This is a genomic window from Xanthobacter aminoxidans, assembly GCF_043193615.1.
Taxonomy (GTDB): Bacteria; Pseudomonadota; Alphaproteobacteria; order Rhizobiales; family Xanthobacteraceae; genus Xanthobacter; species Xanthobacter aminoxidans.
The window spans coordinates 131,882-146,752 of record NZ_JBAFUS010000002.1; the positions used below are offsets into that span (position 1 = coordinate 131,882).

At 68.4% G+C, this 14,871-nt stretch carries 12 protein-coding genes; 7 read left to right on the forward strand and 5 right to left on the reverse strand.

Going from position 1 to position 14,871, the window contains the following annotated elements; translation table 11 throughout:
- Positions 1-36 precede the first annotated feature (36 nt).
- The 4 genes from V5F74_RS09595 to V5F74_RS09610 form a co-directional block, all read right to left on the reverse strand.
- Positions 37-270, reverse strand: a complete 234-nt coding sequence (locus tag V5F74_RS09595; RefSeq protein ID WP_029555176.1) for a hypothetical protein — start codon at positions 268-270, stop codon at positions 37-39.
- A gap of 76 nt (positions 271-346) precedes the next feature.
- On the reverse strand, positions 347-733 hold the full coding sequence (locus V5F74_RS09600) for a cupin domain-containing protein (protein WP_051678732.1): 387 nt from the start codon (positions 731-733) through the stop codon (positions 347-349).
- A gap of 4 nt (positions 734-737) precedes the next feature.
- Positions 738-2,201 (reverse strand): MFS transporter, encoded by a 1,464-nt coding sequence (locus tag V5F74_RS09605; protein WP_394007664.1) that lies wholly within the window; start codon positions 2,199-2,201, stop codon positions 738-740.
- Positions 2,202-2,244: 43 nt separating this feature from the next.
- Complete coding sequence (locus V5F74_RS09610) at positions 2,245-2,622, reverse strand: hypothetical protein (RefSeq protein WP_394007666.1); 378 nt, start codon at positions 2,620-2,622, stop codon at positions 2,245-2,247.
- 77 nt (positions 2,623-2,699) lie between these two features.
- Between V5F74_RS09610 and V5F74_RS09615 the strand changes: the two genes are divergently transcribed.
- A complete protein-coding gene (locus tag V5F74_RS09615; protein ID WP_394007668.1) occupies positions 2,700-4,559 on the forward strand; it encodes an AI-2E family transporter in 1,860 nt (619 codons plus the stop codon).
- Between the two features lie 14 nt (positions 4,560-4,573).
- Here the strand turns inward: V5F74_RS09615 and V5F74_RS09620 are convergent, their stop codons facing one another.
- Entirely contained in the window at positions 4,574-9,400 is a 4,827-nt protein-coding gene (locus V5F74_RS09620; protein ID WP_394007670.1) for an NAD-glutamate dehydrogenase, read from the reverse strand.
- A 296-nt stretch (positions 9,401-9,696) separates the two neighbouring features.
- On the opposite strand from V5F74_RS09620, the gene V5F74_RS09625 reads away from it, so the two are divergent.
- The 6 genes from V5F74_RS09625 (at position 9,697) to V5F74_RS09650 (ending at position 14,869) form a co-directional block, all read left to right on the forward strand.
- Positions 9,697-10,245 carry a peroxidase-related enzyme gene (locus tag V5F74_RS09625; protein ID WP_394008884.1) on the forward strand — a complete coding sequence of 183 codons (549 nt, stop codon included), beginning with the start codon at positions 9,697-9,699 and terminating at the stop codon, positions 10,243-10,245.
- A 79-nt stretch (positions 10,246-10,324) separates the two neighbouring features.
- On the forward strand, positions 10,325-10,858 hold the full coding sequence (locus V5F74_RS09630; RefSeq protein ID WP_394007672.1) for a hypothetical protein: 534 nt from the start codon (positions 10,325-10,327) through the stop codon (positions 10,856-10,858).
- Between the two features lie 257 nt (positions 10,859-11,115).
- Complete coding sequence (locus tag V5F74_RS09635) at positions 11,116-11,886, forward strand: ABC transporter ATP-binding protein (protein WP_024277826.1); 771 nt, start codon at positions 11,116-11,118, stop codon at positions 11,884-11,886.
- Position 11,887: 1 nt separating this feature from the next.
- Complete coding sequence (locus V5F74_RS09640) at positions 11,888-12,601, forward strand: ABC transporter ATP-binding protein (protein WP_024277827.1); 714 nt, start codon at positions 11,888-11,890, stop codon at positions 12,599-12,601.
- Between the two features lie 54 nt (positions 12,602-12,655).
- A complete protein-coding gene (locus tag V5F74_RS09645) occupies positions 12,656-13,864 on the forward strand; it encodes an ABC transporter substrate-binding protein (RefSeq protein WP_024277828.1) in 1,209 nt (402 codons plus the stop codon).
- 123 nt (positions 13,865-13,987) lie between these two features.
- A complete protein-coding gene (locus V5F74_RS09650) occupies positions 13,988-14,869 on the forward strand; it encodes a branched-chain amino acid ABC transporter permease (protein ID WP_029555168.1) in 882 nt (293 codons plus the stop codon).
- Positions 14,870-14,871 lie beyond the last annotated feature (2 nt).

The window sequence follows — 14,871 nt, forward strand, 5'->3', positions numbered from 1 at the left end:
GCGCGCCGGATTGCGAGCTTGGCCGCAGGCGAGCCCTTACCTGAGCAGTTCGGCGGTGCCTTCGCGCCGCCAGGTGCGCGCCCGAAGCCGCGGCGCCAGCCACCAGGACAGCGGCGCGGAGACGATCGACGAGCCGAGCACCACGAAGGGCATCAGGCCCATGGCCTCGCGCGCCAGTGGGGACAGCAGCAGCGCCAGCAGGCCGGCGAAGAATGTGACCGCTTGGATCATCATGAACAGCATGGCGGCGAGTTGCAGTCGGATCGACATGGTTGGAGCCTCCTTCCGAGACGGACATTTCGGAAGGTCAACCGGCCCGAGTGGACCGGGGTTCCTCGCGCGGTGTTCAGGTTCCCGCGAGGTCGGCGGCGGCATCCGGCAGGGTGGGGGCGGCCTTGGGGTCGGCGGCCGGCGCCACGGGCAGATGCACGACGTAAAACTTGCGGACCGCGGTCACGCTCTTCCACACCCCCTTGAAACCCGAGGGGATGACGAAGGACTGGCCGGCATGGAAGGTCTCTGTATGGCCCGAAGCGTCCGTCAGCTCGACGGTGCCTTCCACGAGGACGCAGAACTCGTCCTCGTCATAGCTCACCTCGATCTCCGACGGTGCCGAGGCCCAGAACCCCGCCGAAAAGGCGCCGGTGCGATCCTGATACCATTCATGCACGGTCGTGGCGGCATCGGGGTTCAGCGGCGGGGAAGGATCGAAGCGGATGGAGCGGATGGTCATGGGGTCACTCCCGGCGCGTCTGGCTCGCTGTGTGTGGCCCATCCTTCGCCCGTCCGCCGTCCTGCCGCAAGGGCGCGCGCAACCCTGCAATCAGCACCACGCCCATCCCGAAGAAGGCGACCAGCACCGCCACCCCCGCGCGCTGGCTCTGCGTCAGGGCGGTGACGATCGCCACCGAGGTCGGCGCGGCAAACGAGGTGATCTTGCCGGAGAGGGCGAACAGGCCGAAGCACTCGCCGATGTTCTCCGGCGGGGCGAGGCGCACCAGAAGGGTGCGCGAGGCCGCCTGGAGCGGGCCGGCGACGGCGCCGATGAGGAGCCCGAGGCCCACATAGACCTTCTCCGGCACCGTGCCGTAGAGGCCGGTTCCCGGCGTCGTGGGCACAAGGCCGAACAGGATGGATGTCCGGTCCACCGACAGCAGCCCGATGCAGGCGAACAGCAGCCCGAGGAGCGCGCCGAGGATGACGAGGCGCGGGCCGAAGGCATCGTCCAGCCAGCCCCCCGCTAGCGCCCCGGCCGTGCCGGTGAGGGTGAGCAGGATGCCGAAGATGCCGATCTCGATGGAGCCCCAGCCGAAGGTGCCGGCGGCATAAATGCCGCCGAAGGCGAACAGGGCGACGAGGCCGTCGGCATAGATCATGTTGGCGAGGAGGAAGCGGGCGAGCGCCGGGCGCGTCCTCAGCTTCGGCACCAGCCCGCGGATTTCCGTGAGGCCCTTGCGCACCGCCTCGCGCAGCGGCAGACCCTTCTTGCGGTCGGGCACGAACAGGAACATGGGCAGCACCAGCACCGCGAACCACACGGCCGTGAGCGGCCCCGAGAAGCGGTCGCCCTCGCGGGTCGCCGCGTCGAGCCCGAGTGCCGGCGGCAGGCCGATGAGGGTGAGGCCGGTGTCCGGCGCGGTGGAGAAGAAGCCGAGCATCAGCGCCAGCGACACCAGCCCGCCGAAATAGCCCGCCGCCCAGCCGGTGCCGGAGAGCCGGCCCAGCCGCTCCGGCGGCACGAGGTCCGGCATGATGGCGTTGTTGAAGACGGTGGCGAACTCCACCCCGATGGTGCCGATGGCGAAGGCCGCGAGCACCAGCGGGATGCGCGCCGTGTCGCCGGGCACCGCGAACCACAGCAGCGCCGACCCTGTCATCAGCATCAGGCCGAACACCGCGATCCACGGCTTGCGCCGGCCGGAGGCGTCGGCCACCGCGCCAAGGATGGGCGAGAAGACGGCGATGACGAGCCCCGCCGCCCCGGTGGCGAAACCCCACAGGCTCTGCCCCTCGGCCGGTGTCGGGGCCACGGCGGAGGCGAAGTAGGGCGCGAAGATGAAGGTGGTGATGAGGGTGAAATAGGGCTGGCAGGCGGGATCGAACAGGATCCAGCCGACCACGGCCCGGCGCGGGAGGCGGGAGGCAGGCCGGGAGGAGGGCAAGGGCAAATCCGCAATGGCTGGCGAGCGATGCTCCACCATGGCAGTCGCCGCGCCCGAGGGAAACCGTCTCCGTCGCGAAACCTCAGGCGGGAAAGTCGGGCATGGGCTCGGCCCCGGCCGGCACCACATGCTCCACCAGCGCGGCGATCGCGGATGCAACCAGCACGGCCGCGCCCACGGGCGCGGCGGAGAAGAACTCCTCCTGCACCGCATGGCCGTCCTCGTCCTTGAAGGCGGAGGAGGCGGCGCGCACGACGACCGCCTCGGTCACGAGATAGCCTTCCTTGACGAGATCGCGGGCGATGGCCTTGGGCGGGCGCTTGTCACGCACGTGCAACGGCTTCTCCTCGCCTGAGGCCCGCCAGACCACCTTGTAGATGTACATGGCGCTTCGCTGCTCCCTGCGGACATCCGTGCCCTGAACGCCACGGTGCAGCCCCTCGTTCCGATCCTTCTGCATTCCTATGGATCAACTGCCACGCCGCAGCGTTAATGCCGTGTTCGGCGCCGCGGGCGCCTGATTGGGGAGAGGCGGCGATGCTGCAGTCACAGGATCCGTCGTTGTCCGGGCCGGCCAGAGGCGCCGATCTGCCCGGACGGGACCGGCTGCTCGCCTTCTTCACCGCTATCGCCATCGTGACCGTGCTTTATGTGGGGCGCGACGTGTTCGTGCCCATCGCGGTGGCCATCCTCCTGTCCTTCGTACTGGCGCCGGTGATCCTGGTGCTGCGGCGGGTGAAGGTGCCGCGGACGGCTGCGGCGGTGGTGGTGGTGATCGCCACCTTCGTCGGCCTGCTGGCGCTGGGCTCCGTGATCGCGCTCCAGACTTCCGATCTCGTGGCCGAGCTGCCGAAATACCGGCTGAACCTCAGCGAGAAGATCCGCTCCGTGAAGGAGGCGACCGGCGGTTCCGGCACCTTCGAGCGGACCATGGACATGATCCAGGACCTCGGCCGGGAACTTGAGGCGCCGGACCCGGCCAAAGCCGTGAGCGAGGAAGGCGGGCCCTTCGCGACCGGCGGGCGGCCGCTGCCGGTGGAAATCCGCGAGCCGCCGCCCGGCACGCTCGGCACCCTCTCCGCCGTGATGGCGCCGCTGCTGCACCCGCTCGCGACGCTCGGCATCATCTTCATCTTCGTGCTGTTCATCCTGCTCCAGCGCGAGGATCTCAGAAACCGCTTCGTGCGCCTCGCCGGCGCCCACGACATCCAGCGCACCACGGCGGCGCTGGATGATGCGGGGCGACGGCTGTCGCGCTTCTTCCTCACCCAGGTGGCGCTGAATGCCGCGTTCGGCACGGTGATCGGCCTCGGCCTGTGGCTCATCGGCGTGCCGAGCCCGCTCTTGTTCGGTATCGCCGCCGCGGTGCTGCGCTTCGTGCCCTATGTGGGGGCGGCGGTCGCCGCTGCCCTGCCCATCGGCTTCGCGCTGGCGGTGGACCCCGGCTGGACCATGGTGCTGTCGGCGGCCGTGCTGTTCATCGTGGTGGAGCCGCTGGTGGGGCACGTCATCGAGCCGCTGCTCTATGGCCGCTCCACCGGCCTGTCGCCGGTGGCGGTGATCGCCGCCGCCACCTTCTGGACCTGGCTTTGGGGCCCCATCGGGCTTCTGCTCTCAACGCCGCTCACCTTGTGCCTGGTGGTGCTCGGGCGTCATGTGGAGAGCCTCGAATTCCTGGACGTTGCCCTGGGCGACCGGCCGCCACTTTCGGACAGCGAACTTCTCTACCAGCGCCTGCTGGCCGGCGACCCCGTAGAGGCCGCCGCGTCCGCCGAGGATGTCCTGCGCCAGACCGATCTCGACGCCTATTGCGATGGCGTGGTTCTGCCGGCGCTCAAGCTGGCCCAGCGCGATGCGGCGCGGGGGGCTCTCGATGCCGAGCGTCAGGCCCGCATCCGCGACACCCTCGCCGATCTCCTCGAGCATCTGCCGGCGCCCGAGGAGAAGCTCGCGGCTGACGGGGAGGGGGTCGATGATGCCCGTCCTCGGCCGGAAGGCCCCTCCGTGCTGGTGCTTCCCGCCCGCTCGGTCCTTGATGAAGCGGCGGCTCAGCTTCTGGTCTACCGGCTGACGGCGGACGGGGTCGCGGCCGAGGCGGCGGCGCCCGGCGGTGCGCGGCGGCTGGCGACGGGACAGGCGGGGGTGATCATCCTCGCCTATCTCTCCCCCGCGACGCCCGCGCACCGCCGCTACACCATCCGCAGCCTCACCCGCGACCGCACCGGCCGGCGCGTGGTGGTGGCCGATTTCATGGCCGAGGGACCACCGCCCGTGCTTCAGGGCGAGGCGGCGGCGGTGTCCACCGTGAGGGGCGCGGTGGAGGCGGCGCAGGTGGACGCGCCCGCGTCGGCGCCTTCCGCTCCCGCACTGGTCCCGGCGCGGGCGGGAGCGGCCTGAAGGGGGGCCCCCCTTCAGGCCTTCACCAGATCGCCCAGCAGGCTCGCGGCCAGCGTCAGCTTGGAGAGGCTGAGGCCGGACTGGGCGATGTCGCGCACCGTGCGGCGCATGCGCTCCACCTCCTCGCGGCGGCGGGCCACATAGGCGTCCACGGCGGCCTCGCCGGAGATTCCCTCCGCCAGCATCGCCTCGGTGATGCGGCGGAGGAAGGTCTCGAGCTGCGCCAGCGAGCGGTCCAGCGCCAGCCGGTCGTAATAGTCCGGCGCCATGATGCTGCGCGCCTGGGTGAGCAGGTCGTCGATGGCGAAGTAGCGGCCGGCGGCGAAGAAGGTGCTGGCCGCGCTGGGGATGGCCTTGCCGGTGGTCTCGGCGATGAGCGCGATGTCGGAGGCCGCCGCCAGCGCCGGCATGGAGGCGATGCGGCGGGCCAGCTCCTCCGGCACCCTTTGGGCGACGAGATCGGCCACGCGCCCGGCGCGGTCCTTGCGCCAGGCCTCGGGCAGGCTCTCGTCGAGCGCCGCGGCCACCGCCGCAACCCCGCTGCGGTAACGCTCGACCACGCCGGCGATGCCGTCCGCGAACGAGACGTTGCCGAGGAACCAGATGGTGCGTCCCACCATCAGGTCCTGCACCGCCGCGTAGAGCTGGAGCTGGACGTGCCCGTCCACCTTGTTGTCCAGCGCGTCGATGGCGGCGGTGAGCTCTGGCAGGTGATAGCTGTCGCGCACCGCCGCGAAGGCGCGGGCGATGGAGGCGGCGTCCCCGCCCGTCTGGTCGGAGATGCGGGCCATGGCGGAGGGGCCGCCCTGGTTGACGATGGCATTGGCGAGGCCCGTCGCGATGATCTCCCGGTGGAGGCGGTGGGTCTCGATGGCGTGGGGATAGCGATCCTGCAATTCGTGCGGGAAGTAGTGCACCAGCTCGCCGGAGAGATAGGCGTCGTCCGGCACGCTGGAGCCGACGAGGTCGTCCTTCAGGGCGAGCTTGGCATAGGCGAGCAGCACCGCCAGCTCGGGCCGCGTGAGATGCTCCCCGCGCGATCGGCGGTCGGCGATCTCGGCATCGGACGGCAGGAACTCCACCGCGCGGTCCAGTTCGCCGCGCGCTTCCAGCATCTGCATCAGGCGCTGCTGGAAGGCGAGGTCGTCCGCCCCCTTCAGCTCGGCGAGCGAGAGGGCGAGGGTCTGGTCATAGTTGTTGACGAGGACGAGGCGGGCCACCTCGTCCGTCATCTGCTTCAAGAGCGCCGCCCGGTCCGGCACGCTGAGGTCGCCCATCTCCAGGGGCTTGGCGAGGGCAATCTTGATGTTCACCTCCACGTCGGAGGTGTTCACGCCGGCGGAATTGTCGATGGCGTCGGTGTTCAGCCGAACACCCTTGCGCGCCGCCTCGATGCGCCCGCGCTGGGTCATGCCGAGGTTGGCGCCTTCGCCGATGACCTTCGCGTTGAGATCGGCCGCGGCAATACGCACCGCGTCATTGGCGCGGTCGCCGGCCTGGGCGTCGGTCTCGGTGGAGGCGCGCACATAGGTGCCGATGCCGCCGAAGAACAGGAGGTCCACCGGCGCCTTGAGGATGGCGTTTATGAGTTCCGCCGGGGTGGCGCTGGCCTTCGGGAACCGTAGCAGGGCGCGGACCTCCTCGGAGAGGTCGATGCTCTTGGCGCTGCGCGGGAAGATGCCGCCGCCCTTCGAGATCAGGCCGGCGTCATAGTCCGCCCAGGAGGAGCGGGGCAGGTCGAACAGGCGCCGCCGCTCGGCAAAGGCGCGGGCCGGGTCCGGCTCGGGATCGAGGAAGATGTGGCGGTGGTCGAAGGCCGCCACCAGCTTCAGCGCCGAGGACAGCAGCATGCCGTTGCCGAACACGTCGCCCGACATGTCGCCGACGCCCGCCACGGTGACGGGCGTCGTCTGGATGTCGATGTCCATTTCCCGGAAGTGGCGCTTCACCGCCTCCCAGGCGCCGCGGGCGGTGATGCCCATGGCCTTGTGGTCGTAGCCCACCGAGCCGCCGGACGCGAACGCGTCGTCCAGCCAGAAGCCGTGACGGGCGGAGATGGCATTGGCGGTGTCGGAGAAGGTGGCCGTGCCCTTGTCGGCGGCCACCACCAGATAGGGGTCATCCCCGTCGAGGCGCACCGTGTCCGCCGGGGGCACCACGGCGCCGCCCTTCAGATTGTCGGTGAGATCGAGGAGGGAGGAGACGAACACCTCATAGGCCGCCGTGCCTTCGGCGAACACCGCCTCGCGCGAGCCGCCGGCGGGCAGGCGCTTGGGCACGAAGCCGCCCTTGGCGCCAACGGGCACGATGACCGCGTTCTTCACCTGCTGCGCCTTCACGAGGCCGAGGATCTCGGTGCGGAAATCCTGCGGCCGGTCCGACCAGCGCAGGCCGCCGCGCGCCACCTTGCCGAAGCGCAGGTGTACGCCCTCCACGCGGGGCGAATAGACGAACACCTCGTAGAGCGGGCGGGGGAGGGGCAGGCCCTCCACCCTCGCGCTCTCGAACTTGATGGCGATGGGCTCGCGCAGACGGCCCTGCGCGTCCTTCTGGTAGTAGGTGGTGCGCAGCGCCGCATCCACGAGGTTCACGAAGCGGCGCAGGATGCGGTCTTCGTCGAGGCTGGACACCTCGGCGAGGGCTGCGTCGATGGCGTCGCGCAGCGGCGCCTCGCGAGAGGCGCGCGCCACGGCGGAAGTATCCTGCGCCGGATCGAAGCGGGCGTGGAACAGGCCGACGATGGCGCGGGCGAGGCGGCCGTGGCGGTTCAGCGTCTGCCAGATATAGTCCTGCGAGAAGGGAATGCCCGCCTGCCTGAGATAGCGGCCGAGCGCGCGCACCAGTGCCGCCTCCCGGAAGTCGAGGGCGGCATCGAGCACGAGGGCGTTGTAGCCGTCATTCTCCGCCGCGCCGCGCAGCACGGCGTTGAGGCAATCCTCAAGGCGGACGGCCGAGCCCTCCACCGAGATGGTGCCGCCATCCGCCCGCTCCAGCGACATGTCGTGGACCCAGCTCTTGGGGCCGCCGGCAGGCTCGATGCGGAAGGTGCGTTCATTGATGGCCTTGAGGCCCATGTTCTCCAGCATGGGCACCCGCGCCGCCAGCGGCAGGGGGGCGCCGAAGGAGAGGAGGCGCAGGGCGATGCGCCGGTCGTCGTCGCCTTCCCGGCGGTAGAAATCGAGGGCGACGGGCCGCTCCTCGGAGAGACGCTCCAGCAGCTCGATGTCGGCGAGCGCCGTGGGCACGCCATAGGCCGCGCGGTAGCCGGGATCGAACGCCTCCACGTAGCGGCGGGCGAGGCGAACCGCGTCGGTGCTGGTCATACCGGGCAGCGCCGACACGGCGGCCGAAAGGCGGTCGCGCCAGGTGAGGATGGCGTCCGCCACCGCCCGTTCCAGCTCCCCCTTGTCCACCTCCGGGATGCGCCCCTCGGTGCGGCCGATGTCGTAATGCACGCGCGTGAGCGGCAGGCCGGCGACGAACGCCTGCTCCAAGGACGTGACCGTTCCGCCGTAGGACTTTTCGAGGATGGCGCCCACCCGGTCGCGGACCTGCGCATCGAACCGTTCGCGCGGGAGGAAGGTGAGCACGGAGACGAAGCGGTCGAACCGGTCGGCCCGCGCCAGCACCTTCAGGCGCGGCCGATCATAAAGCGAGAGGATTTCGCGGGCGTGGACGAGCAGCGTCGGAACGTCGATCTGGAACAGGTCGTCGCGCGGATAGGTCTCCAGCACGGTGGAGAGCGCGCGGGCGGAATGGCTGTCCGGCTCCAGCCCGGCGCCGCGGATGACCGAATCCGCCTTGAGGCGTAGATAGGGAATCTCGCGCAGGGAATGGGTGTAGGCGGTGGAGGCGAACAGGCCGATGAGGCGCACCTCGCCGATGAGCCGGCCTTTCTCGTCGTGGGCCTTGATGCCCACATAGTCCATCACATCCCGCCGGTGCACCCGTGAGCGCAGGCTGGCCTTGGTGAAGAGGAGCGGGGTGGGGCCTTCCAGGAAGGCGCGGATTTCCGGCGTCGTCACCACCGGCGCATCGCCGAGGCGCAGTTCGTGGACGTCGGGATTGCGCAGGATGCCGAGGCCGCTGTTGGCCTCCGCCTTCAGGCCATCCTCGCTCAGCTCGTAGTGGCGCAGGCCGAGGAAGATGAAATTGTCCTCGGTGAGCCATTCGAGCACGTCGGCGGCTTCCTCGCGGGCGTCATCGCCATAGGGCCGCTTCTCGCGCCGGTAGCCCTTCGAAAGGCTCTTCACCTGCTTGCGCATGGCGGAGAAATCGAGATTGGCGGCGCGCACGTCGGCGAGGGTTCGGTCCAGTCCCGCCTTCAGCTCCGCCGCCGCGGTCTCGTCGATGGCGGCGACGTGGATGTGGATGAGGCTTTCGCGGTTCTCCTCCGAAAGGCCACGGGGGCCGGGGGTCTCCAGGCCGCGCACCGTGCCGTCGCCGTCCCGCTCCACATGCAGGATGGGGTGGGCGGCGAGCTTCACCACCAGCCCGCGGTCGGCCAGCTCGCCGGCGACCGAGTCAAACAGGAAGGCCATGTCGTCGTTCACCGCCTCGATGACGGTGATGGCCGCCCCCGGCAGATCGGGATTGAAGACGCGCACGCTCGGCTGCCCCTTGGGGCGGCCGGCCACATGGGCCCACGCTTCGCGCAGCAGCAGGACGACGCAGGCCGCCGGGAGAGGCGCCAGATCCTCCGGCGCCACGGCGGCGAGGAAGATGTCGGCGAAGCCGGCCGGCAGATGGGGCGCCTCGCGTTCGACGAGCGCTTTCACCGCGGCCAGAGCCGTCTCGTCGTGGAGTCCGTGCGCGCCGGCTTGAAATCCCATGACGTTCATGGCCTTTCCTCACTGTGTGGCCGCCGGCTGCGGGTCCCCCGCTTACGGCGAGCATGACGTTGTGGCCCGGAGCGGCGACGCTGGAATGACGAGGCGACCCAATGGCATCGAAAGTGAAGGCAGTAGGGGGCGTGGAAAAGGCCAAAAGCGCGACTGCCGCAAATAAAGGCAGGCCCGAAACTCAGGCGGCGCCGTCCGGCCGAAAGTCTTCGGCCAAAACTTCTGCACCGAAGACGGCGGTTCCGGCCGCTGAGCCTGCCCGCCAGCGCGACGATCTTCCCGCCGTCGCCCTCGCGATCCCGCCCGCCGAACTCGATGCGTCGAACAAGGCTTATTTCGACAAGTGCGTGGAGAAGATCGGCTTCGTGCCGAACGTCCTCCAAGCCTATACGCTCGACATGGCGAAGCTCAACGCCTTCGCCGGCATGTACAATGATCTGATGCTCGCACCCTCCGGCCTCTCGAAGCTGGAGCGGGAGATGATCGCGGTGGTCGTTTCCAGCATCAACCGCTGCTATTACTGCCTCACCGCGCACGGAGCTGCGGTGCGCCAGCTTTCCGGCGATCCCATCCTCGGCGAGCAGATGGTGATGAACTATCGCGCCGCCCGGCTCGACCCGCGCCGCCGGGCCATGCTCGACTTCGCCGCCAAGCTCACCGAGCGCCCCCACGAAGTGGAGGAAGAAGACCGGGAGGCGCTGCGCAAGGTCGGCTTTTCCGAGCGCGACATCTGGGACATCGGCGCCGTGGTCGGCTTCTTCAGCATGTCCAACCGCATCGCCTCGGCCACGGACATGCGCCCGAACGAGGAATATCACGTCCAGGCGCGCACGCCGAAGGGGTGAGGCCCGGCCGAAGGGCTCGCCTGCCGGTCCGGAAAAATATATTCATATAGATATAGCTTTCCGGATCCTGAGGCGCGGCATGGCTCTGGCACGCCGTCTGTTGATGCTTGTGATACCTGCCTTCGTCTGCGCCGCAGCCGCGGCCGTTCCGGCGGTCGCGGCGGCGGAGCCGGACGGTGAGGATTGCGGCAAGGCGGCATGGCCGCTCGCATCGGCCCGTACCCGCCTTGCGGCGCCGGTTCGGACGGTGGAGGTCGGCGGACGCCTGTCTTTGCCGCTGGAGGGCGCCGTGACGCTCGCCTTGGCGGATCGCGCTTCCGCGGCACTGCCGTTCCCGCCGAGCCGGCAGGGGCGGGAATCGCGGGCCGGATTCGCCCGCATCGCAGTGCCCTCGCCCGGTGGGGACTATCAGATCACGGTGTCGGACGGCGCGTGGCTCGACGTCTTCGCGGACGGCAGGCCGCTGGCGCCCATCGCCTTTACCGGCGTGCATGCCTGCCCGGGCGTGCGCAAGAGCCTGCGCTTTCGTTTGCCGGCCGGCGAGGCGGTGCTGGTCGTGACCGATGCCGCAGGCTCCGGTCTCGGCATGGTCATCGATCCCGTTGGGCCTTGAGAGCAAAAACAACTTCGGCTCAACCACGGCGGGTATGGCTATTGATTACCTCCTGCCGCAGCGTCTCTCAGACAATAGTGGTAAGATCGAGCTAGACATTCGTCGGCGCGTCGGTCTATTGACGCAGCCGCGGCGGAGCATGATAGCTTGCGCCCCAAGATCAAGCGCACCAGCCAAGGTGCCGAATGTTGCGGAGATCGGCTGGAGCGCGTCGCTTGCGATGTGCGGCCGGGGAACAGCGAGGGCGCCTTACGATCATGGACAGCGTCTCAGACGTGCCCTACATCGTTGAAGCTTCAGGTCTTACGAAGGAATTCAAGGGGTTCGCTGCGGTCAAGAACGTTGACCTCAGAATCCGCCGACACACCATTCACGCCCTGATCGGGCCGAACGGTGCCGGTAAGACCACGTGCTTCAACCTGATTACCAAGTTTCTGGAGCCGACGCGCGGCACCATCAAGTTGAACGGCCGCGATATTACGCGCACGCCGCCAGCGGATGTTGCGCGGATGGGCATGGTCCGTTCGTTCCAGATCTCCGCCACGTTCCCGTACCTCACGGTGCTGGAGAACGTGCGGATCGCGCTGCAGCGGCCCATCGGCAACTCGTTCCACTTCTGGCAGTCGGAGAAGAGCCTCGAAGCGCTCAACGACCGCGCCATGGAACTGATCGCCGACGTGGACCTGACCCAGTACGCGAAGCACCTCGCGGTGGAGCTGCCCTACGGCCGCAAGCGCGCGCTGGAGATCGCCACCACGCTGGCGCTCGAGCCGGAAATGCTGCTGCTGGACGAACCCACTTCCGGCATGGGCCGCGAGGACATCGCCCGCACGGCGGACCTCATCAAGCGCGTCTCGGACAACCGCACCATCCTCATGGTGGAGCACAATCTTTCGGTCGTGGCCAATCTCTCGGACCGGATCACCGTGCTGGCGCGCGGCGAGATCCTCACCGAAGGCCCCTATGCCGAAGTGTCGAAGAACCCGCAGGTGATCGAGGCCTATATGGGCACCGGTGGAGCGCATTGAGATGGCCGCGAACGGAACGCCCCTCCTCGAGGTGAAGGACCTGCACGGCCATTATGGCGAGAGCCATGTGCTGCACGGCATGACCTTCGACGTCCATCCGGGCGAGGTGGTGACGCTGCTCGGCCGCAATGGCGCCGGCAAGACCACCACCATGCGGGCCATCATGGGCCTGCTGCGCAAGCGCGCCGGTTCCATCCGCTATCAGGGCACTGAAACGGTTGGATTGGCGCCCAACAAGATCGCCCGGCTCGGCATCGCCATCTGCCCGGAAGAGCGGGGCATCTTCTCCTCGCTCTCCGTGCGCGAGAACCTGCTGCTGCCGCCCGTGGTGCTGCCCGGCGGCCTGACCGTGGACGAGGTGCACGAGCTGTTCCCGCGGCTCGAAGAGCGCCGCAACAGCCAGGGCACCAAGCTGTCGGGCGGCGAGCAGCAGATGCTGGCCATCGCCCGCATCCTGCGCACGGGGGCAAAGCTCCTGCTGCTGGACGAGCCCTCCGAGGGCCTTGCGCCGGTGATCGTGCAGCACATCGGCCAGATCATCCGGGACCTCAAGAAGAAGGGGTTCACGGTGCTGCTCGTGGAGCAGAATTTCCACTTCGCCTCCACTGTCGCCGATCGCCACTACGTGGTGGAGCATGGCCGTGTGGTCGACATGGTGGAAAACGACAAGATCGCGGAAAACGCGGCTCGTCTCGAAGCCTTTCTCGGCGTCTGACGCCGGGTTTCCGACAGCGAGAAAATCCGGTTCCAGCCGGAGGGAGGACACATCATGCGTCTTGCAGCCGTATTGCTGGCCGCCGCCAGCGTCGTCGTTGCCGCTGGCGCCGCCAAGGCCCAGGTTCCCGTCAAAATCGGCGTTCTCAATGACCAATCGGGCCTCTACGCCGATCTCGGCGGCCAGGGCTCCGTGTGGGCCGCCAAGAAGGCGGTCGAGGACTTTGGCGCCGCCGCCAAGGGCCTCAAGGTGGACGTGATCTTCGCCGATCACCAGAACAAGGCCGACGTCGGCACCTCCATCGCCCGCCAGTGGTACGACGTGGACGGCGTGGACGTGATCCTGGACGTGCCGAATTCCGGCGTCGCGCTGGCGGTCAGCGGCGTGACCAAGGAAAAGAACAAGGTCTTCATCAATTCCGGCGCGGCCACTTCGGACCTCACCGGCAAGGCCTGCACGCCCAACACCGTGCACTGGACCTACGACACCTGGGCGCTGGCCAACGGCACCGGCAAGGCGATCGTGAAGACCGGCGGCGACACCTGGTTCTTCCTCACCGCCGACTATGCCTTCGGCCATGCGCTCGAGCGCGACACCTCGAAGGTGGTGGCGGAGAATGGCGGCAAGGTGGTCGGCTCCGTGAAGGTGCCGCTCAACAACGCCGACTTCTCCTCCTTCCTGCTGCAGGCGCAGTCGTCCAAGGCCAAGGTCATCGGCCTCGCCAATGCCGGCGGCGACACCATCAACTCCATCAAGCAGTCGGCGGAATACGGCATCGTCGAGGGCGGCCAGAAGCTCGCCGGCCTCCTCATCTTCCTCACCGACGTGCATTCGCTGGGGCTGAAGACCGCCCAGGGCCTGACCCTGACCGAAGCCTGGTACTGGGACCAGACCGACGCCAACCGCAAGTTCGCGGACGCCTTCGCCGCGGCCAACGGCGGCAAGCGTCCGACCATGGTGCAGGCGGGCGTCTACGCCGGCACGCTGCACTATCTGAAGGCGGTCGAGGCCCTGAAGTCTGCCAAGGACGGCGCCGCCGTTGTGGCCAAGATGAAGGAAATCCCCACGGACGACCCGCTGTTCGGCAAGGGCGAGGTGCGCGTCGACGGCCGCACCATTCATCCCATGTATCTCTATGAGGTGAAGAAGCCCTCCGAATCCAAGGGTCCGTGGGACTACTACACCCTGAAGGCGACCATCCCCGCCAACGAGGCGTTCCGTCCGCTCTCCGAGAGCGACTGCCCGCTCGTCAAGAAGGGCTGATCCAGAATCCGGATCGGGCGGGTCCTCAGGGCCCGCCCGATCCTTCTCCTCCGTGTCCGGTACCCCCAGTTCCGGTTGTCGCTTGCGGTTTCCGCCGTTTCCTCCTGACGAGACGGGTCTTCGATGTTCGAGCTCATCGGCATTCCCCCCCAGGCCCTGTTCGGGCAATTGCTCCTGGGTCTAATTAACGGCGCCTTCTACGCCATGCTGAGCCTCGGGCTCGCGGTGATTTTCGGCCTTTTGAACGTCATCAACTTCACCCACGGCGCGCAGTACATGATGGGCGCGTTCGGGGCGTGGATGCTGCTGAACTATGCCGGCATCCCCTTCTGGGGGGCGCTCGTGCTCTCGCCCATCATCGTGGCGATCATCGGCATGGTCATCGAGAGGACGCTGCTCAAACGGCTGTACCATCTCGATCATCTCTACGGCCTGCTGCTGACCTTCGGCCTCGCCCTCATCCTCGAGGGCCTGTTCCGGCGGCAGTACGGCTCCTCGGGCCTGCCGTACAACAACCCGCTCCCGGGCGGCACCAATCTCGGCTTCATGTTCCTGCCCAACTACCGCGCCTTCGTGGTGGTCGCTTCGCTGGTCGTCTGCCTTGCCACCTGGTTCGTGATCGAGCGCACCAAGCTCGGCTCCTACCTGCGCGCCGCCACCGAGCGGCCGGACCTGGTGCAGGCCTTCGGCATCGACGTGCCGCGCATGATCACGCTCACCTACGGCTTCGGCGTGGGCCTTGCGGCGCTCGCCGGCGTGCTCGCCGCCCCGGCCTATCAGGTGAGCCCCACCATGGGCTCGAACCTCATCATCGTGGTGTTCGCGGTGGTGGTGATCGGCGGCATGGGCTCGATCATGGGCGCCATCGTCACCGGCTTCGGCCTCGGCGTCGTGGAGGGCCTCACCAAGGTCTTCTATCCCGAGGCATCGTCCACCGTGATCTTCGTCATCATGGCCATCGTGCTCATGGTGAAGCCCGCCGGCCTGTTCGGCACGGCCAAGTGAGG

What these genes read in the sequence shown, in the direction of transcription:
- V5F74_RS09630 (WP_394007672.1), top strand. Translation starts at nt 10,325, where the DNA reads ATGGCTCTGGCACGCCGTCTGTTGATGCTTGTGATACCTGCCTTCGTC.
- V5F74_RS09645 (WP_024277828.1), top strand. Translation starts at nt 12,656, where the DNA reads ATGCGTCTTGCAGCCGTATTGCTGGCCGCCGCCAGCGTCGTCGTTGCC.
- V5F74_RS09620 (WP_394007670.1), bottom strand. Translation starts at nt 9,400, where the DNA reads ATGAACGTCATGGGATTTCAAGCCGGCGCGCACGGACTCCACGACGAG.
- V5F74_RS09650 (WP_029555168.1), top strand. Translation starts at nt 13,988, where the DNA reads ATGTTCGAGCTCATCGGCATTCCCCCCCAGGCCCTGTTCGGGCAATTG.
- V5F74_RS09615 (WP_394007668.1), top strand. Translation starts at nt 2,700, where the DNA reads ATGCTGCAGTCACAGGATCCGTCGTTGTCCGGGCCGGCCAGAGGCGCC.
- V5F74_RS09595 (WP_029555176.1), bottom strand. Translation starts at nt 270, where the DNA reads ATGTCGATCCGACTGCAACTCGCCGCCATGCTGTTCATGATGATCCAA.
- V5F74_RS09635 (WP_024277826.1), top strand. Translation starts at nt 11,116, where the DNA reads ATGGACAGCGTCTCAGACGTGCCCTACATCGTTGAAGCTTCAGGTCTT.
- V5F74_RS09605 (WP_394007664.1), bottom strand. Translation starts at nt 2,201, where the DNA reads ATGGTGGAGCATCGCTCGCCAGCCATTGCGGATTTGCCCTTGCCCTCC.
- V5F74_RS09610 (WP_394007666.1), bottom strand. Translation starts at nt 2,622, where the DNA reads ATGCAGAAGGATCGGAACGAGGGGCTGCACCGTGGCGTTCAGGGCACG.
- V5F74_RS09600 (WP_051678732.1), bottom strand. Translation starts at nt 733, where the DNA reads ATGACCATCCGCTCCATCCGCTTCGATCCTTCCCCGCCGCTGAACCCC.
- V5F74_RS09640 (WP_024277827.1), top strand. Translation starts at nt 11,888, where the DNA reads ATGGCCGCGAACGGAACGCCCCTCCTCGAGGTGAAGGACCTGCACGGC.